The sequence below is a fragment of the Pseudomonas sp. G3-19 genome, from assembly GCF_054855875.1.
This window is the reverse complement of the sequence record NZ_JBMPIQ010000003.1, coordinates 6,016,592-6,034,080: the sequence shown is the minus strand read 5'-3', so window position 1 is coordinate 6,034,080 and position 17,489 is coordinate 6,016,592. Positions and strand designations below refer to the sequence as shown.

17 protein-coding genes are annotated in these 17,489 nt (G+C 58.5%); 10 read left to right on the top strand and 7 right to left on the bottom strand.

Annotated features, from left to right (window positions below):
• Positions 1 to 123: 123 nt before the first annotated feature.
• Complete coding sequence (locus ACOYXI_RS27515) at positions 124 to 564, bottom strand: GlcG/HbpS family heme-binding protein (protein ID WP_027613943.1); 441 nt, start codon at positions 562 to 564, stop codon at positions 124 to 126.
• A gap of 268 nt (positions 565 to 832) precedes the next feature.
• On the opposite strand from ACOYXI_RS27515, the gene gcl reads away from it, so the two are divergent.
• The 8 genes from gcl (at position 833) to ACOYXI_RS27475 (ending at position 10,532) form a co-directional block, all read left to right on the top strand.
• Positions 833 to 2,608 carry a glyoxylate carboligase gene (gcl, locus tag ACOYXI_RS27510; protein WP_096796234.1) on the top strand — a complete coding sequence of 592 codons (1,776 nt, stop codon included), beginning with the start codon at positions 833 to 835 and terminating at the stop codon, positions 2,606 to 2,608.
• Positions 2,609 to 2,785: 177 nt separating this feature from the next.
• Positions 2,786 to 3,568 (top strand): hydroxypyruvate isomerase, encoded by a 783-nt coding sequence (hyi, locus tag ACOYXI_RS27505; protein WP_346608359.1) that lies wholly within the window; start codon positions 2,786 to 2,788, stop codon positions 3,566 to 3,568.
• A 161-nt stretch (positions 3,569 to 3,729) separates the two neighbouring features.
• On the top strand, positions 3,730 to 4,623 hold the full coding sequence (locus tag ACOYXI_RS27500) for a 2-hydroxy-3-oxopropionate reductase (protein WP_003222962.1): 894 nt from the start codon (positions 3,730 to 3,732) through the stop codon (positions 4,621 to 4,623).
• A gap of 158 nt (positions 4,624 to 4,781) precedes the next feature.
• Positions 4,782 to 6,056, top strand: a complete 1,275-nt coding sequence (locus tag ACOYXI_RS27495) for a glycerate kinase type-2 family protein (protein ID WP_096796236.1) — start codon at positions 4,782 to 4,784, stop codon at positions 6,054 to 6,056.
• The gene (gene pyk, locus ACOYXI_RS27490) at positions 6,053 to 7,468 is read left to right on the top strand and encodes a pyruvate kinase (RefSeq protein ID WP_461675517.1); all 1,416 of its coding nucleotides are present in this window, start codon (positions 6,053 to 6,055) and stop codon (positions 7,466 to 7,468) included. Before ACOYXI_RS27495 ends, pyk begins: the two co-directional genes overlap by 4 nt.
• 199 nt (positions 7,469 to 7,667) lie before the next feature.
• A complete protein-coding gene (locus tag ACOYXI_RS27485) occupies positions 7,668 to 8,582 on the top strand; it encodes an urea transporter (protein ID WP_461675516.1) in 915 nt (304 codons plus the stop codon).
• Positions 8,583 to 8,603: 21 nt separating this feature from the next.
• Positions 8,604 to 9,428 carry an ion transporter gene (locus ACOYXI_RS27480; protein ID WP_095667160.1) on the top strand — a complete coding sequence of 275 codons (825 nt, stop codon included), beginning with the start codon at positions 8,604 to 8,606 and terminating at the stop codon, positions 9,426 to 9,428.
• Between the two features lie 105 nt (positions 9,429 to 9,533).
• The gene (locus ACOYXI_RS27475; RefSeq protein ID WP_027613937.1) at positions 9,534 to 10,532 is read left to right on the top strand and encodes a sulfate ABC transporter substrate-binding protein; all 999 of its coding nucleotides are present in this window, start codon (positions 9,534 to 9,536) and stop codon (positions 10,530 to 10,532) included.
• Positions 10,533 to 10,582: 50 nt separating this feature from the next.
• On the opposite strand, the gene ACOYXI_RS27470 is transcribed toward ACOYXI_RS27475, so the two are convergent.
• The 3 genes from ACOYXI_RS27470 to ACOYXI_RS27460 all read right to left on the bottom strand — a co-directional run bounded on the left by ACOYXI_RS27470 (position 10,583) and on the right by ACOYXI_RS27460 (position 13,694).
• Positions 10,583 to 11,530 (bottom strand): hypothetical protein, encoded by a 948-nt coding sequence (locus ACOYXI_RS27470; RefSeq protein WP_127646222.1) that lies wholly within the window; start codon positions 11,528 to 11,530, stop codon positions 10,583 to 10,585.
• Positions 11,517 to 12,794 carry a ParB N-terminal domain-containing protein gene (locus ACOYXI_RS27465; protein ID WP_135295236.1) on the bottom strand — a complete coding sequence of 426 codons (1,278 nt, stop codon included), beginning with the start codon at positions 12,792 to 12,794 and terminating at the stop codon, positions 11,517 to 11,519. Before ACOYXI_RS27465 ends, ACOYXI_RS27470 begins: the two co-directional genes overlap by 14 nt.
• A 279-nt stretch (positions 12,795 to 13,073) precedes the next feature.
• Positions 13,074 to 13,694, bottom strand: a complete 621-nt coding sequence (locus tag ACOYXI_RS27460; RefSeq protein ID WP_461675515.1) for a DUF5666 domain-containing protein — start codon at positions 13,692 to 13,694, stop codon at positions 13,074 to 13,076.
• A 243-nt stretch (positions 13,695 to 13,937) separates the two neighbouring features.
• Here ACOYXI_RS27460 and ACOYXI_RS27455 point away from each other — a divergent pair, with 243 nt between their 5' ends.
• Positions 13,938 to 15,125: an MFS transporter gene (locus ACOYXI_RS27455; protein ID WP_096796242.1), complete on the top strand. Its 1,188-nt coding sequence runs from the start codon at positions 13,938 to 13,940 to the stop codon at positions 15,123 to 15,125.
• Between the two features lie 58 nt (positions 15,126 to 15,183).
• On the opposite strand, the gene ACOYXI_RS27450 is transcribed toward ACOYXI_RS27455, so the two are convergent.
• Together ACOYXI_RS27450 and ACOYXI_RS27445 are read right to left on the bottom strand one after the other, a co-directional pair.
• Positions 15,184 to 15,588 (bottom strand): type II toxin-antitoxin system HicB family antitoxin, encoded by a 405-nt coding sequence (locus ACOYXI_RS27450; protein WP_007961664.1) that lies wholly within the window; start codon positions 15,586 to 15,588, stop codon positions 15,184 to 15,186.
• Positions 15,588 to 15,800, bottom strand: a complete 213-nt coding sequence (locus ACOYXI_RS27445; RefSeq protein WP_461675514.1) for a type II toxin-antitoxin system HicA family toxin — start codon at positions 15,798 to 15,800, stop codon at positions 15,588 to 15,590. Before ACOYXI_RS27445 ends, ACOYXI_RS27450 begins: the two co-directional genes overlap by 1 nt.
• Before the next feature lie 267 nt (positions 15,801 to 16,067).
• Here ACOYXI_RS27445 and ACOYXI_RS27440 point away from each other — a divergent pair, with 267 nt between their 5' ends.
• Entirely contained in the window at positions 16,068 to 16,955 is an 888-nt protein-coding gene (locus tag ACOYXI_RS27440) for a LysR family transcriptional regulator (RefSeq protein ID WP_225138008.1), read from the top strand.
• A gap of 105 nt (positions 16,956 to 17,060) precedes the next feature.
• Here the strand turns inward: ACOYXI_RS27440 and ACOYXI_RS27435 are convergent, their stop codons facing one another.
• Positions 17,061 to 17,465, bottom strand: coding sequence for a hypothetical protein (locus ACOYXI_RS27435; RefSeq protein ID WP_096796244.1), 405 nt, complete (start codon positions 17,463 to 17,465; stop codon positions 17,061 to 17,063).
• Positions 17,466 to 17,489: the final 24 nt, after the last annotated feature.

Genomic DNA, 17,489 nt, shown 5'->3' with positions numbered 1-17,489 from the left:
GAGAGCTATCGCGAGCAGGCTCACTCCTACAGGGGTTTGTGGTGTTCAGACATTTTGTGTCCAACCAGGATCCCTTGTAGGAGTGAGCCCGCTCGCGATAGCGGTTAATCAATCAACGCAGACTCAAGCAGCCACCCCCGCATCCGCCCTCAAATCCAGCGCCTCTACCGCTTTGATCGCCACCTGCTCATCAATATCCGACAGATCGCCGCTAATCCCAATCGCCCCCAGCACATTCCCCGCCTGATCACGGATCAACACCCCGCCCGGGGCCGGGACGACGCTGCCCTGGCCCATGCTGTTGAGTGCGGCGATGAAGGCCGGGCGTTGTTGGGCGTCCAGCGCCAGCAGGCGTGAGCCCTTGCCCAGGGCGATGGCGCCCCAGGCTTTGCCGATGGCGATGTTCGGGCGCAGCAGGCTGGCGCCGTCTTCGCGTTGCAGGGTGATCAGGTGGCCGCCGGTATCGAGTACCGCGATGGTCAGCGGCGCGGCGTTGATCCCGCGCCCGGTGCTGATGGCTTCGTTGACCAGGTTGACTGCGACTTTCAAGGTTAAAGCGCTCATGGTGCCGTCCTCATTTTGTTATTGGGAAAGTCGTGGGGCTGCGCTCAAGTGCCGCAGACCGATGCCACAAATAGAACACAATGAATTATTTTTTTGTATACAATAATTCTCGAAAGGCGCCACATGCGACGAAAAGCCACAGCAAAACCGGCTTCCGACAAATGAAACAGACGCTTGAGAAAATGGATTGACCTGCGCCGTCCGCCGTGAATACACTCTGCGCAAAGCCACTTGTATACAATTACAAAACGTAAAGAGGCACAAAACCATGAGCAAAATGAGAGCAATCGAAGCCGCCGTTCTGGTGATGCGCCGTGAAGGGGTTGATACCGCTTTTGGCATTCCGGGTGCTGCGATCAACCCGCTGTACTCCGCCCTGCAGAAAGTCGGTGGCATCGATCACGTCCTCGCTCGTCACGTCGAAGGCGCGTCACACATGGCCGAGGGTTACACCCGCACCAAGGCCGGCAATATCGGCGTGTGCATCGGTACTTCCGGCCCTGCCGGTACCGACATGGTCACCGGGCTCTACAGCGCCTCGGCCGACTCGATTCCGATCCTCTGCATTACCGGCCAGGCACCCCGCGCCCGTATGCACAAGGAAGACTTCCAGGCGGTCGACATCACCAGCATCGTCAAGCCTGTCACCAAGTGGGCGACCACGGTTCTGGAGCCGGGCCAGGTGCCTTACGCGTTCCAGAAAGCCTTCTACGAAATGCGCTCCGGTCGTCCAGGCCCGGTGCTGATCGACCTGCCGTTCGACGTGCAGATGGCTGAAATCGAATTCGACATCGATGCCTACCAGCCGCTGCCGCTGGCCAAGCCAACCGCGACCCGCGTTCAGGTCGAAAAGGCTCTGGCGCTGCTGGATCAGGCCGAGCGTCCATTGCTGGTGGCCGGTGGCGGCATCATCAACGCCGACGCCAGCGATCTGCTGGTGGAGTTCGCCGAGCTGACCGGCATTCCGGTGATCCCGACCCTGATGGGCTGGGGCACCATTCCCGATGATCACCCGCTGATGGTCGGCATGGTCGGTCTGCAGACGTCGCACCGTTACGGCAACGCCACGCTGCTCAAATCCGATGTGGTGCTGGGCATCGGTAACCGCTGGGCCAACCGTCACACCGGTTCGGTCGACGTCTACACCGAAGGCCGCAAGTTCATTCACGTTGACATCGAAGGCACGCAGATCGGCCGCGTGTTCACTCCGGATCTGGGCATCGTCTCCGACGCCGCTGCCGCGCTGACCGTGTTCATCGAAGTCGCCCGTGAATGGCAAGCCGCCGGCAAGCTGAAAAACCGTAGCGCCTGGCTGCAGGATTGCCAGCAGCGCAAGGCCAGCCTGCACCGCAAGACTCACTTCGACAACGTGCCGGTCAAGCCGCAACGCGTTTACGAAGAAATGAACCAGGTGTTCGGCAAGGACACCTGCTACGTCAGCACCATTGGTCTGTCGCAGATTGCCGGCGCGCAGTTCCTGCACGTCTACAAGCCGCGTCACTGGATCAACTGCGGTCAGGCCGGCCCGTTGGGCTGGACCATTCCGGCAGCGCTGGGCGTGGTCAAGGCCGATCCGAGCCGGAAAGTCGTGGCCCTGTCGGGGGACTATGACTTCCAGTTCATGATCGAGGAGCTGGCGGTCGGCGCTCAGTTCAAACTGCCTTACATCCACGTCGTGGTGAACAACTCGTACCTGGGGCTGATCCGTCAGGCCCAGCGCGGGTTCGAAATGGACTACTGCGTGCAGCTGTCCTTCGATAACCTGAACGCGCCGGAACTCAACGGTTACGGTGTCGACCACATCGCAGTCGCCGAAGGCCTCGGCTGTAAAGCCCTGCGGGTGTTCGAACCATCGGAAATCGCCCCTGCCCTGCGCAAGGCCGAACAGATGATCGAAGAGTTCAAGGTACCGGTGATTGTCGAGATCATCCTGGAGCGTGTGACCAACATCTCCATGGGGACCGAGATCAACGCCGTCAACGAATTCGAAGACCTGGCACTGGTCGGCAACGACGCGCCAACGGCGATTTCGTTGCTCGACTGAACGTAACTGGCTCCCTCTCCCTCCGGGAGAGGGCTGGGGTGAGGGAGCGATTTTGTGTCGTTCGGGGAATTTGGGGCCAACCCTGATTCCCCCCTCACCCTAACCCTCTCCCCCTGGAGAGGGGACTGATTGGGTTTAGTCTGACCACCCGCGTCAAAACCGTTTTAGGAGACCACCATGCCGCGTTTCGCTGCCAACCTGTCCATGCTGTTCACCGAACAGGATTTCCTTGCCCGTTTCGACGCCGCCGCCAAGGCCGGTTTCAGTGGCGTGGAATACCTGTTCCCGTACGACTTCAGCTCCGCCGAAATCAAGGCAAAGCTCGATGCCAACGGTCTGACCCAAGTGCTGTTCAACCTGCCGGCCGGTGACTGGGCCAAGGGCGAGCGCGGTATCGCGTGTCTGCCGGATCGCGTTGAAGAGTTCCGCGCCGGGGTCGATCTGGCGATTGCCTACGCGCAAGTGCTGGGCAACACCCAGGTCAACTGCCTGGCCGGTATTCGTCCGCAAGGCGTGGACGATGCCACCGTGGAAAAAACCTTCGTCGCCAACCTCAAATATGCAGCCGACAAGCTGCAGGCGGCGGGTATCAAACTGGTGATGGAAGCGATCAACACCCGCGACATCCCGGGTTTCTACCTGAACAACACGGCGCAAGCCCTGTCGATTCGCGAGCAGGTCGGCAGCGCCAATCTGTTCCTGCAATACGACATCTATCACATGCAAATCATGGAAGGCGATCTGGCCCGCACCCTGCAATCGCACCTGGCCGAGATCAACCATGTGCAGCTCGCGGACAACCCGGGGCGCAACGAGCCGGGCACCGGTGAGATCAACTACCGCTTCCTGTTCGAACACCTGGATCGCATTGGTTATCAGGGTTGGGTTGGCTGCGAATACAAGCCGCTGACCACCACCGAGGCCGGTCTCGGCTGGCTCAAGAGCCACAACGCAATTTAAGAGCACTGCAAAACCCTTGTGGGAGCGGGCTTGCTCGCGAATGCGGTGGTTCAGTCAACACGGATATTGAATGTTCCACCGCATTCGCGAGCAAGCCCGCTCCCACCCAAGGCAACACCCCCTATTTCGCTTGAGCAAGACAAAAACAAGAGGATTTTCTCATGGCTAAAATCGGATTTATCGGCACCGGCATCATGGGCCACCCAATGGCTTCGAACCTGCAGAAAGCCGGTCACAGCCTGTTCCTGTCGGCGCACCACGACGCCGCTCCAGCCGACCTGGTGGCCGCTGGCGCCGTCGCCCTGGCCAACCCGCGCGAAGTGGCGCAGGAAGCCGAATTCATCATCGTCATGGTCCCGGATACCCCGCAGGTCGACGACGTGCTGTTCCGCGCCGACGGCGTTGCTGCCGGCATCGGCAAAGGCAAAGTCGTGATCGACATGAGCTCGATCTCGCCGACCGCCACCAAGGCCTTCGCCAAGAAGATCAACGAGAAAGGCGCGCAATACCTCGACGCCCCGGTATCCGGTGGTGAAGTCGGCGCCAAGGCTGCGACCCTGAGCATCATGGTCGGTGGCGACGCCGATGCCTTCGAACGCGCCCTGCCGCTGTTCCAGGCCATGGGCAAGAACATCACCCTGGTCGGCGGCAATGGTGACGGTCAGACCGCCAAAGTGGCGAACCAGATCATCGTCGCGCTGAACATCCAGGCCGTGGCTGAAGCGCTGCTGTTCGCCTCGAAAAACGGCGCTGATCCAGCCAAGGTGCGTGAAGCGCTGATGGGCGGTTTCGCTTCGTCGAAGATCCTCGAAGTGCACGGCGAGCGCATGATCAAAGGCACCTTCGATCCGGGCTTCCGCATCAGCCTGCACCAGAAGGACCTGAACCTGGCCCTGCAAGGCGCCAAGGAGCTGAACATCAATCTGCCGAACACCGCCAACGCCCAGCAAGTGTTCAGCACCTGCGCGGCCATCGGTGGCAGCAACTGGGACCACTCGGCGCTGATCAAGGGTCTGGAACACATGGCCAACTTCTCGATTCGCGACAAAAAATAAAGCCTTTGCCCCACTTTCCATGTGGGAGCGGGCTTGCTCGCGAAGAGGGCGTTTCAGTCGACATGGAGATTGACTGACCCACCGCCTTCGCGAGCAAGCCCGCTCCCACAATGGATCCGAGTTGCCCTTTCGAATAACAAGAATTCCGGGAGCCCGCCATGTCGGTCGATCCGCAACAACTGCTGCGCGAGCTGTTTGCCACAGCCATCGACGCGGCCCATCCGAACCAAGTCCTCGAAGCCCATCTGCCTGCCGATCGCACGGGTCGGGTGATCGTCATCGGTGCCGGCAAAGCCGCAGCTGCCATGGCGCAGGTGGTCGAGCGCTGCTGGCAGGGTGAAGTATCCGGTCTGGTGGTGACCCGTTACGGTCACGGCGCTCCGTGCGAAAAAATCGAAGTGGTCGAAGCCGCGCATCCGGTACCGGACGCTGCCGGTCTGGCCGTGGCCAAACGCGTGCTGGAACTGGTCAGCAATCTGACTGAAGACGACCGCGTGATCTTCCTGCTCTCCGGCGGCGGTTCTGCCCTGCTCGCGCTGCCAGCCGAAGGCATCACCCTGGCCGACAAGCAGTCGATCAACAAAGCCCTGCTCAAATCCGGCGCGACCATCGGCGAGATGAACTGCGTGCGCAAGCACCTCTCGGCGATCAAGGGCGGCCGCCTCGGCAAGGCTTGCTGGCCTGCCACCGTCTACACCTACGCAATTTCCGATGTACCGGGCGACCTCGCCACGGTGATCGCTTCCGGCCCGACCGTGGCCGACCCGAGCACTTCGGCCGAAGCGCTGGCGATCCTCAAGCGCTACAACATTGAAGTCCCGGCGACGGTGCGCAACTGGCTGCAAAGCCCGGAATCGGAAACGGTCAAACCCGGTGATCCGAGCCTCGCTCGCAGCCATTTCCAGTTGATCGCCCGCCCGCAGCAATCGCTGGATGCAGCGGCAGTGAAATGCCGCCAGGCCGGTTTCAGCACGCTGATCCTTGGCGACCTCGAAGGTGAATCCCGCGAAGTGGCGAAGGTCCACGCCGGCATCGCCCGGCAGATCATCAATCACGGGCAGCCACTGGCAGCGCCGTGCGTGATTCTGTCCGGCGGCGAAACTACCGTGACCGTGCGCGGCAATGGCCGTGGCGGACGCAACGCCGAATTCCTCCTGAGCCTGACCGACAGCCTCAAGGGCCAGCCCGGCGTTTATGCGCTGGCCGGTGACACCGACGGCATCGACGGCTCGGAAGACAACGCCGGCGCGATCATGACCCCGGACAGCTACGCCCGCGCCGCCGCTCTGGGCCTGAGCGCCAGCGACGAGCTGGATAACAACAACGGTTACGGCTACTTCGAGGCGCTCGATGCGCTGATCGTCACCGAGCCGACCCGCACCAACGTCAACGACTTCCGCGCCATCCTGATCCTTGAGAACTGCAAATCATGACGCCTGATAAAAAGGTCAAAATCCTCGCCACCCTCGGGCCTGCCGTCGATGGCATCGAAGATATCCGTGAACTGGTCGAGGCCGGGGTCAACATCTTCCGCCTGAACTTCAGCCACGGCGATCACGCCGACCACGCCAAGCGCTATCAGTGGATCCGCGAAGTCGAGCGCCAGCTCAACTATCCGCTGGGCATTCTGATGGATTTGCAGGGGCCGAAACTGCGCGTCGGCAAGTTCGCCGACGGCAAGGTGCAGCTGCATCGCGGTCAGGCGTTCCGCCTCGATCTGGACGCTACGCCGGGCGATGAACGCCGGGTGAACCTGCCGCACCCGGAGATCATCGCCGCGCTGGAAGCCGGCATGGATCTGCTGCTGGATGACGGCAAACTGCGCCTGCGCGTGGTCACCAAATACAGCGATGCGATCGACACCACCGTGCTCGCCGGCGGCGAACTGTCGGACCGCAAAGGCGTCAACGTACCGCAAGCGGTGCTCGACCTCAGCCCACTGACCGCCAAGGATCGCCGCGACCTGAGCTTCGGCCTGGAACTGGGCGTGGACTGGGTGGCGCTGTCGTTCGTGCAGCGTCCGCAAGACATCCTCGAAGCACGCGAACTGATCGGCGACAAAGCGTTCCTGATGGCGAAAATCGAGAAGCCGTCGGCGGTTGAACAACTGCGCGAAATCGCCGAGCTGAGCGACGCGATCATGGTGGCGCGCGGTGACCTCGGTGTCGAAGTGCCGGCGGAAAGCGTGCCGCAGATCCAGAAGAACATCATCAGCACCTGCCGCGAACTCGGCAAACCGGTGGTGGTGGCGACGCAGATGCTCGAGTCGATGCGCTTCTCTCCGGCGCCGACCCGCGCTGAAGTCACTGACGTGGCCAACGCTGTGGCTGAAGGCGCGGATGCAGTGATGCTCTCGGCCGAAACCGCGTCCGGCGAATACCCGCTGGAAGCGGTGCAGATGATGAGCAAGATCATTCGTCAGGTTGAGAACGGTCCGGACTATCAGACTCAACTCGACGTCAGCCGACCGAAAGCCGAGGCGACGGTGTCCGATGCGATCAGCTGCGCGATCCGCCGCATCAGCAACGTGCTGCCGGTGGCGGTGCTGGTCAACTACAGCGAATCGGGCGCCTCGACATTACGTGCGGCGCGGGAACGGCCGAAAGCGCCGATCCTCAACCTGACGCCGAACCTGCAGACGGCACGACGTTTGAGTGTGGCGTGGGGTATTCATTCGGTGGTCAACGATCGCCTGCGTCAGGTCGATGAAGTGTGTTCGACCGCGCTGGAAATCGCTCAGGCGCAAGGCATGGCCGAGCGTGGCGATACGTTGCTGATCACTGCCGGGGTGCCGTTCGGGCAGCCGGGATCGACTAACTCACTGCGGATCGAAACATTGATCTGACGATTGCGACTGAACCCTGTGGTGAGGGGATTCATCCCCGATTGACTGCGCAGCAGTCACCGCTTTCAAGAGAGTGACGGTTTTCACAGAAAAACCGCACTCCCCGATTGGGGGCCGCTTCGCAGCCCATCGGGGATAAATCCCCTCACCACAGGTAAGCAAGACCTTTTGATTTTCCAACTGCCCAGATTTTTTCAACATGCCTGCCAATCATTTCAACAACCACTGCCCCGACTGGGCCGAGGCTTTGCTCAACGGTTTCAGTCAGATATTCCTTCAGCGCCACCCGCTATGCGGCCTGTTGTGCCTGCTGGCGATCCTGCTCACTGCGCCGGTGCTGTTTGCCGGCGCGCTGCTCGGGGCAGTCGCTGGATTGCTCACTGCACAGCGACGTAACTATGCCAAGGCTGATCGTCAGGCCGGTTTGTTCAGCTACAACGGCGTGCTGCTCGGCTTGTTACTGAGTCTGTATTTCCCCTGGTCACCGCTGCTGCCGCCGCTGATTCTGGCGGCTGGCGGCGTCAGTGCGATGCTCACTCAGCAATGGCTCAAACACGTTTACCGCAGTCGATCGATACCGGCCTACACCTCGCCATTCGTGGCCATCGGCTGGATCCTGCTGCTGTTCGCCGAGCCATCCGCGCCGACGGCGCACATCGAGATGAACACGCTGAACCTGCTCGCCGCAGGACTGCGTGGATTGGGTCAGGTGATGTTCCTCGAGCATCCGCTGGCCGGCGCATTGATCGGCATTGGCTTGTTGATCGCTGATCGCCGCGCCTTTTGCTGGGCATTGTTCGCGTCAGCCATCGGCCTTGCGTCCAGTCTGTTGCACCACGAAACCGGCGCGGCATTGCTGGGACTGGGCAGTTACAACGCGGTACTCGCCGCCCTCGCCTTCAGTGCGCAGCGCCAGCAACCGTGGCTGCCGCTGCTGGGCATCGTCCTTGCGCTGCTGGTCACCCCGCTGTTCGCCGCTCTCGGTCTGGCGATGCTGACCGCGCCGTTCATCCTCGCCGGCTGGCTGATCCGCGCCGGGATCCAGATGCTCGGTAAAGCGGCCGTCGACGCCACGCCTTGCGCACAGGGGGACAATCAACCTAGGCTGCGCTGATCTTCAATTCAGGCGTTATCCATGGACAGCAGCAACAGTTGGCGCGAACGGCTTTACGTGATGATTTTCCAGAGCGACACCCTCGCCGGGCGGCGCTTCGACGGCACCTTGCTGTTGATCATCCTTGCCAGCCTGGTGGTGGTGATGCTCGACAGCATCGACAGCATTCACCAGAACTACGCCGATGTGCTGGCCTACATCGAGTGGGGTTTCACCGTCATTTTTCTCGGTGAATACATCCTGCGCCTGTATTGCTCACCGAAACCGTTGCGCTACGCCTTCAGTTTCTACGGACTGGTGGATCTGCTGGCGATCGTGCCGGGGATCCTCGCGCTGTATTACAGCGATGCGCAGTACCTGCTGATCATCCGCATCATTCGGATGCTGCGGATCTTCCGCGTGCTCAAGCTCAGCCCGTACCTCAAGCAAGCCAACTATCTGATGTCGGCGCTGCGCGGCAGCAAGCAGAAGATCGTGGTGTTTCTGGTCAGCGTCTGCACCCTGGTGACGGTGTTCGGCACCCTGATGTACGTGATCGAAGGCCCGGAACATGGCTTCACCAGCATCCCCAAAGGCATCTATTGGGCTATCGTGACGTTGACCACCGTCGGCTTCGGCGACATCGTGCCGAAGACCCCGCTGGGTCAGGTAATTTCTTCGCTGGTGATGATCACCGGTTACTCGATCATCGCCGTGCCCACCGGGATTTTCACTGCAGAACTGGCCAACGCCATGCGCGGCGAACAGCTGCAACATGACTGCCCGGTGTGCAAGAAAAACAGCCATGAACAGAACGCAGCGTTTTGCTCGCGGTGCGGCAGTCAGCTGTTTAAGAAAGTGGAATAAGCACAGAGCTTTTTAATCTTTAAATGACTATGCCAGCCCGGCTATAGTCGCTGGCAAAACGGTATCACCCCCGACCGTTATCACCGACACAACAAGGAATGCGCAGTGAAAAAACTCTTTGGCGCCTCACTTCTCGCCGCCGGTCTTGCCTTTGGCAGCGTGGCTCAAGCCGCACCGACCCTGCTCAACGTCTCGTATGACGTGATGCGCGATTTCTACAAGGATTACAACACTGCGTTCCAGAAACACTGGCAGGCCGAGCACAACGAAAACATCACCGTGCAAATGTCCTTCGGCGGTTCGAGCAAGCAGGCGCGTTCGGTGATCGACGGCCTGCCGGCTGACGTCATCACCATGAACATGGCGACCGACATCAACGCCCTCGCCGACAACGGCAAACTGGTGCCGGAAAACTGGGTCAGCCGCCTGCCGAACAACAGCGCACCGTTCACCTCGGCCACCGTGTTCATCGTCCGCAAAGGCAACCCGAAAGCCCTAAAAGACTGGCCGGACCTGCTCAAGGACGGCGTGCAAGTGATCGTGCCGAACCCGAAAACTTCGGGCAACGGCCGCTACACCTACCTCTCGGCCTGGGGCTACGTGCTGAAAAATGGCGGTGACGAGAACAAGGCCAAGGACTTCGTCGGCAAACTGTTCAAGCAAGCGCCAGTGCTCGATACCGGTGGCCGCGCCGCGACCACCACGTTCATGACCAACCAGATCGGCGACGTGCTGGTCACCTTCGAGAACGAAGCCGAGATGATCGCTCGCGAGTTCGGTCGCGATCAGTTCGAGGTGATCTACCCAAGCGTCTCCGCCGAGGCCGAACCACCGGTGTCGGTGGTCGACAAAGTGGTCGACAAAAAAGGCACCCGCGCCGCCGCCGATGAATACCTGAAATATCTGTGGTCGCCGGAAGGTCAGGAAATCGCCGCCGCCAACTACCTGCGTCCACGGGACCCGGCAGTGCTGGCGAAGTACACCGACCGTTTCCCGAAAGTCGATTTCCTGTCGGTGGAGAAAACCTTCGGCGACTGGCGTTCGGTGCAGAAGACCCACTTCAATGATGGCGGGATCTTTGATCAGATCTATACCGGCCAGTAAGGCTTGAGCAAAACGAAAAAGGCGACCTGAAAAAGTCGCCTTGCTCCTAATTAAGGGCTAACTCGCGAATGCGACTTAGCCTGCCACCACTCATTAAATTTAGCTGGAGAAAAAACAAACTTCCCACCTCGCTGAAAGACTGACGATGGTGCATATCTGCAAATTAAATAGATTAACTCAGCAATACCCCAAACCTGTACACCCAACTTCTGACACTCATCTTTAGAAGCGGGACTAAGACGGTACGTTGTTACTAGAACCAACTGAAGCGGCGTCAACATCTGAATACCAAACTCCCGCCAATTCCCACTTTCACTTCTTTGAATCAGCCACCCGCCAATCAACTCCCTAATATGAGCAGGATTAATAACCTTTGGATTATCAAAATTGCTATTAATGGCAGCCTTGGAGGATGCGACAATCATTACCTTTTGACCGGCTCTAACCAACCCTCCCCCTACTGTTCCATGCGAAAAAGCTTCCTCGATATCCACGAGATGATTCCAGGCAATCGCATCCACACCTTGGTCTCCAGACCCCTTCGTGGCAGCCCCAAAAAAACAAGCTTCAGATAGAATGGCTGCCGCAACGACCTCGAGATCATGCCCCTTATCAATATTAAGCAGTGCCGCCCTTATATTCTTATGTTTTTTTATACGCTCTAAAAAATCAGAAGGATACGAACTAGACAATTGCACCCTAGAAAGATAAGTACAGAGCCCGGAAATAACACTATTACCATTAACCCCCGAGTAAACTACAAACTCTGCAACCTCACACTTATCTCGCAATATTTGCTCACGCGCGAGAGAAAGATGACTGACTGCAATTGCCACTTCTCCGCCGGGATCAGGATCGGGAAACGCTGCCGCCAACTGCACCGGACTCAGGTTAAGCTCACTTCCGTAAAAACTTTCAACTGAAACTTCTGGTGCATCGATAGCCAATTTTTTTGCTGCTTTAACGACAACGGAAATCTCTGCTTCAGTCAGCGCCATTGTTTACCTCTGACAATGAACCTTGGAGTTGTGACTGCACCTCCGACAAAGCATTGATCACCGCTAACATTCTTGTAACCTGGCCCTTCAATTCTTCGAGTTTTTGTTTAGTTTCAGGCGACTCTATTAAATCATCCGTAGGAGTCCTCTTCAATGTCCTGATGAACATTGCGATTTTCTTGGAAAGCTCTCCTTCTTTCCTCTCCTCAAAAAATATTTCCGCCGACCGAAAGTCACGATCAGCTAAAGCTTCTAATACCGAACTGTCTTCGAGCTTCAACATTTCACGAAGACGACGAACTGCCATCTCTGCCGAAACTTCTGTACCGCCACTATCCTCTTGATCTTCGAGATTATTTGTCTCCACAGCCAGCTTGTTCAATAGATAGTGAAAAAACACATCTTCACTAGCGCTATTAACATAGCTCATGTCTTTTTCAGACCAGCCTAACCACCTAGATATCGCAGGTGCTCTTGCCGCCTCTGAGAATGCGTTATAGGTCAATGTGTGTTTTACTGAAGATCTCTTTTCAAAAGCCAGAAAATCTTTATACAACACGTGCGCTTTCAGATCGCGCAGCACTTCCGATTTTTTACGTCCAAAGCGATCAGCAACCTGTGCCACACTCCAGCCATCTTCAAAAATCAGTCGAGACTGAAATTCATAGCGGCTCGCTGGCTCCCAACTTTTCGCCCCCATCAAATGGCGCATACCGATATATATTTCAGAAGCGCGTCGATACTTCTCAAGTTGCTTCGCGCTACCATCTATAACGGGACCTTCCAAAACAAAACAAGGAAGTGTTCTAAGTGACTCTCTAACTTGTGGACGAAGCTTTTCATGATTTGGCCCTGAGTCATTGAAAAGTCTACGTACCGCGGTAACCCTACGATTCCCCTCAAGCACCAAAAACTTGTCGCCATCGTACTTTGCAACAATTAACCTTTCATGCTTCAAAAAACCGTTATTTTCTATTGAAGTTGCGAGAGACTCTATATCAAAACGTGGCTCTCCATTCACAACCCCATAAAGCTTATCCTGAATAGCTGGCTGACCAAAAAGCTTTACATCCAGGATCTTATAAATATCCCCCACCCGTTCTAAAAGCCTGAGATTGTGCGGATCAAGTAATAATCGCGAGGGTTCAATTTCTTGGGATGATCCTTCGGGCAAATTGAGTGCAGGTCCCTTAAGCTCGGTCTCTCGACCCTTTTCAGAAGGAGAATTCTTTGCTTTTTTCGTTGGTACCGCTTTCGGAGCCATCGAGTAATTTCCCTAATAATTCACTCAAAACACTTTAGTTTTTTTTCGTTTCCTCGCCAACCCCAAGATTCTCGAAAAACCTCATATGTAATAAATGGTTTTCCACCTTGACAAGAAATTCTGCTTAGAAAAGCAAATATTCCTACGCTCTCTCCAACCATTCAGCCACAGTGATACAGGATTTTTCATACGCACGTACGGTAAAACCATGATGAAATTGGAGAAAGCGCCGTTACCCATGGTTCGTTTAAAGCATTCCAATTTACGATCAAATCGACTTCACATCGGTGGTTTCACACCATCCTTGCCCGCCGAGATCGATTGCGCGGTCAGCGTGCCGTCCGCACTTTGCGTGACAAAAGTGACGATCTTCACCCCCACCTTCAGCAAACTCCGATCCCCCGGCATCAGGTTGACGATCGGCACGTCCTCCGGCACCAGGATCTTCTGCTGTCCGCCCTTGTAATTGACCGTCAGCACCCGGCCATTGCTGACCACCAGATCACCGACGCTGCCATTGGTCATGCTGCTGCCCTTGGCCAGATCAAACGGCCGATGACCGTCACCGCTGCCGGCCAGTTCCGGCGGGAATACGTGCACTTCCGTTGCCTTGAGGGTGCCATCTTCCTGCGGCATGGCGGCCGAGCCAATGTAGCTGCCGGGTTTGATGTCTTCGATATTCGCCAGCGTGACGGCACGCACCTTGGTGTCCGCAGTCAACCGGATCACCACGTTCTCGCCGCTGTTGACGTGGACTTTCAGCGAATCGGCGCTGACCCCGGTGATCTCACCGCGCACGCCGAGACGCATGCCCGGGGCATCGGCGGCCTGCACCGCAGTGGCACTGAGCAGGCCAATCAAGGCAATCGTGGTGGTGTGACGCAGCAGCTGACGCAACATGGCAATCCTCCGTTGATGAACAGTAAAAGCGCAGCGGTAAACATAAGCACGCTATCGAAGAACATGTAAGTGAATGTATCATCGACCCTCCCCGGCTGGACGCAAGGTTCGCCGATGGACGACACCGCCGCTGAAGCCAATCATTCCGCAACGGAATAACTGATATCGATACAAGGCTTCTACCGCCGCGTCGGTGCGTCCCTTAGCCTCACCGCATTCCCTTTCGCTGGATCGAGAAACCTTATGAACGCCACAACTCACGCAATGACCCGAGGCATGGTGCTGCTGTTCGCCTTCTGCTGCGGCGCGATCGTCGCCAACATCTACTACGCGCAACCGATCATCGGCCTGATCGCGCCGGACATCGGTCTTTCCGACACCATGGCCAGCTTCATCGTCTCGCTGACGCAGATCGGTTATGCGCTGGGCCTGTTCTTCCTGGTGCCGCTGGGCGACCTGCTGGAAAACCGCCGGTTGATGATCATCACCACGGTGGTGGCGATTGCCAGCCTGCTCGGCGCGGCGTTCACCAGTCAGCCGAACGTGTTCCTGCTGATCTCGTTGCTGGTGGGCTTCAGTTCGGTGTCGGTGCAGATCCTGATTCCGCTGGCCGCGCATCTGGCGCCGGAAGAATCCCGTGGCCGGGTGGTCGGCGGGATCATGGGCGGCCTGCTGTTGGGCATTCTGCTGGCGCGGCCGGTGTCGAGCGTAGTGGCTGACCATTTCGGCTGGCGTGCGATGTTCATGATTGCCGCGGCGTTGATGGCCGCGATCAGCGTGGTGCTGGCGTTGACCGTGCCCAAGCGTCAACCGGATCACAGCGCTTCCTACGGCCAGTTGCTCGGCTCGCTGTGGACCCTGCTGCGCCAGCAACCGGTGCTGCGTCAGCGGGCGTTTTATCAGGGCTGCATGTTCGCCACCTTCAGCCTGTTCTGGACAGCGGTGCCACTGGAACTGGCGCGCAACCACGGTCTGTCGCAAAGCGAGATTGCGATCTTCGCGCTGGTCGGTGCCATCGGTGCCATCGCCGCGCCGATCAGCGGACGCCTGGCTGACGCCGGCCACACCCGCATCGCTTCGCTGCTGGCCATGCTGTTCGCCAGCCTGAGCTTCCTGCCGGCCTTCATTCACCCGGCCTACAGCGTCATCGGCCTCGCGGTGACCGGCGTGGTACTGGACTTCTGCGTGCAGATGAACATGGTTCTCGGCCAGCGCGCGGTCTACTCGCTGGACGCCAAAAGCCGTGGTCGCCTCAACGCGCTGTACATGACCAGCATCTTCATCGGCGGCGCTTTCGGCTCGTCGGTCGCCAGTGCGGTATATGAGCATGGCGGCTGGTTGTGGATCGTGATTGTCGGTAGCGCGTTCCCGCTGCTGGCGTTGTTGCGGTTCCTGAGTGCGTCGCAGCGTGGTGCTTTGGCAACGGCGTAAGATGTCGAGCAAGCTCGCTCCCACAGGTTGCTCACTGGGCCTGTGAGAGCGATGACGCTTAATACCGAACCAGCTTCTCCATCGCCGCATCTGCCAGAAACGAAGAGCGGCTTTTGACATTGTGTTCACGCACATAGCGATCGATGCGCTGGATCACATAGCCTGGCAACGTCACGTTGACCTTCTCGGTCTTGCCCATGTACGGCGAGATATCCAGCTCGAGCATCCCCCAGCCCATGTCGGCAAACTCCGGATTATTGCGATGGGCCGCTGCCGACGTCGGCATCGGAATCGACTCCCCGTCCGCCGCCATCTCCTGCAACATGAGATGGGCGACTTCAACGGCTGCGTTATAGGCGTCCTCGAAAGTGTCCCCGGCCGTGACGGCGCCGGGAATGTCAGGTATCTGAATACCGATGGCGGTGTTGTCGTCACCCCATTCGATGCAGATCGGATATTGCATTATGGATCTCCCTTGTAGCTGGCTGGCGGGTGGTACAACCCGGCACGCCTCCTGATGCTTTTGACCGTCCCCAGCGGCAAATCCTTTTTAGGGTGAGGAACGGCAATGGTGTACGGGTTGTAACGATGCGTGAAGATGTGATGACTGCCGGTGACTCGATCCAGCGTCCAGCCTGCCTCCTCCAGCTCCTTGATCAATAGCCTGCTTTGCACCTGGCGCCTCCTTGCTCCGGCCGAATAAAAGTAACTCTAGAGTTATCTTTACTCAAGCACATAAATCTGCAGGACGACGTTTGGTTGTTTTACCGCATGTGATTGAATGGACGCGGATTACACTCAGCACCCTATTCCCTGTTGGAGCGGGCTTGCTCGCGAAGGCGTTGGATCAGCCAATACATGTGCTGAATGTCAGACCGCTTTCGCGAGCAAGCCCGCTCCCACAAGGGGACTACGACAACTTTCAGATTTGCAGGAAGACTGATGGACCGCCTCGCCGCCATGGAAACCTTCGTCTACGTGGTCGAAACCGGCTCCTTTTCCGCCGCCGCCCGACGCCTGAATATCGGCCAGCCCGCCGTGTCGAAAACCATCGCTCAGTTGGAAAAACGCCTGGCGGTCAGCCTGTTGCTGCGCTCGACTCGCGGCCTGACCCCGACCGAAGCCGGACTCGCGTTTTTCGAACGGGCCAGGCGTGCCATTGATGAAGCCAACGAAGCCGATAACGCCGCCCGTGGCAGCGCCAGCGGTTTAAGCGGCAACCTGCGGATCAGCGCGGCGGTGACTTTCGGTCGCCTGCACGTCGTGCCGCAGCTGGGGCCGTTTCTCGAGCAGCATCCACAGCTGAACATCGACCTGATGCTCGATGATCGCAACATCAATCTGGTCGAAGAAGGTATCGACGTCGCCCTGCGCATGGGCCCGCTCAGCGACTCCAGCCTCACCGTGCGTAAAATCGCCGACTGTCGCCGCGTAGTGCTCGGCACCCCGGCCTACTTCGCCCGCCACGGCGAGCCGAGCTGCCCTGCCGATTTGGATAAGCATCAAGGCATCGTCTACAACCTCAGCGGCGGCGCCACCTGGATCTTCACCCAGGGCAGCGAACAACAGACGCAAACCCTGACCGGCCGCCTGCGGGTCAGCGCCGCCGAGGGTTTGCGTGCAGCCGTGCTGGCCGATCAGGGCCTGACCATCGCCTCGCAATGGATGTTCGCTCCGGAGCTGGCAAGCGGCGCGGTCAGGGCGGTGATGAGTGACTGGGTATTGCCGGATCAGGACTTGTGGGCGATGTTTCCCACGGGGCGGATGGTCAATGCGAAGGCGCGGGCGTTTGTGGATTATGTGCAGGGGTTGTTGACCAGCGGATTGTGAAAAACAGCTAATCAAAAGATCGCAGGCTTCGCCAGCTCCTACAGGGACATCATCAATGCCCGGCAACACACAAAAAAACGGCGATCCAGAGATCGCCGTTTTTCATTACTGCCCGAACTGTTTGCCCAATCCCGGCGGTACACCGTGGATATCGGTGTCTTCCCAAGGGCCGTTGGGGCTGACGGAGCGAGTCCAGCCGTTGTTCCAGCGGAAGTAGGTGCGCTGGCGGTAGAAGGTGTTGGTCTGGTCGTCGAGGACGTAGACGCCGAGTTTCTGGTCCCAGTGGCTGTTGCCGCCCGGTGGTGGGGCGAAGCTGGCTGAGGTGCGTGGGACTGGCTTGGACGGTTTGGCCGGGATGCTTTTGCCCGGAGTCGGCGAGGTCGACGGGGTCGGGCTCGGTTGTGACGGCGGGATCGGCGGCAGGTTGGTGGTCGGTTCCGGTCGGTGCACCGCACATGCGCTCATGCTCAAGGCCAATGTGATGACGGAGATGCGGGCGAGGCTGTGCATGGCGGTGCTTTCCTGTGGGTTCCG

What these genes read in the sequence shown, in the direction of transcription:
- ACOYXI_RS27515 (WP_027613943.1), bottom strand. Translation starts at nt 564, where the DNA reads ATGAGCGCTTTAACCTTGAAAGTCGCAGTCAACCTGGTCAACGAAGCC.
- gcl (WP_096796234.1), top strand. Translation starts at nt 833, where the DNA reads ATGAGCAAAATGAGAGCAATCGAAGCCGCCGTTCTGGTGATGCGCCGT.
- hyi (WP_346608359.1), top strand. Translation starts at nt 2,786, where the DNA reads ATGCCGCGTTTCGCTGCCAACCTGTCCATGCTGTTCACCGAACAGGAT.
- ACOYXI_RS27500 (WP_003222962.1), top strand. Translation starts at nt 3,730, where the DNA reads ATGGCTAAAATCGGATTTATCGGCACCGGCATCATGGGCCACCCAATG.
- ACOYXI_RS27495 (WP_096796236.1), top strand. Translation starts at nt 4,782, where the DNA reads ATGTCGGTCGATCCGCAACAACTGCTGCGCGAGCTGTTTGCCACAGCC.
- pyk (WP_461675517.1), top strand. Translation starts at nt 6,053, where the DNA reads ATGACGCCTGATAAAAAGGTCAAAATCCTCGCCACCCTCGGGCCTGCC.
- ACOYXI_RS27485 (WP_461675516.1), top strand. Translation starts at nt 7,668, where the DNA reads ATGCCTGCCAATCATTTCAACAACCACTGCCCCGACTGGGCCGAGGCT.
- ACOYXI_RS27480 (WP_095667160.1), top strand. Translation starts at nt 8,604, where the DNA reads ATGGACAGCAGCAACAGTTGGCGCGAACGGCTTTACGTGATGATTTTC.
- ACOYXI_RS27470 (WP_127646222.1), bottom strand. Translation starts at nt 11,530, where the DNA reads ATGGCGCTGACTGAAGCAGAGATTTCCGTTGTCGTTAAAGCAGCAAAA.
- ACOYXI_RS27465 (WP_135295236.1), bottom strand. Translation starts at nt 12,794, where the DNA reads ATGGCTCCGAAAGCGGTACCAACGAAAAAAGCAAAGAATTCTCCTTCT.
- ACOYXI_RS27460 (WP_461675515.1), bottom strand. Translation starts at nt 13,694, where the DNA reads ATGTTGCGTCAGCTGCTGCGTCACACCACCACGATTGCCTTGATTGGC.
- ACOYXI_RS27455 (WP_096796242.1), top strand. Translation starts at nt 13,938, where the DNA reads ATGAACGCCACAACTCACGCAATGACCCGAGGCATGGTGCTGCTGTTC.
- ACOYXI_RS27450 (WP_007961664.1), bottom strand. Translation starts at nt 15,588, where the DNA reads ATGCAATATCCGATCTGCATCGAATGGGGTGACGACAACACCGCCATC.
- ACOYXI_RS27440 (WP_225138008.1), top strand. Translation starts at nt 16,068, where the DNA reads ATGGACCGCCTCGCCGCCATGGAAACCTTCGTCTACGTGGTCGAAACC.
- ACOYXI_RS27435 (WP_096796244.1), bottom strand. Translation starts at nt 17,465, where the DNA reads ATGCACAGCCTCGCCCGCATCTCCGTCATCACATTGGCCTTGAGCATG.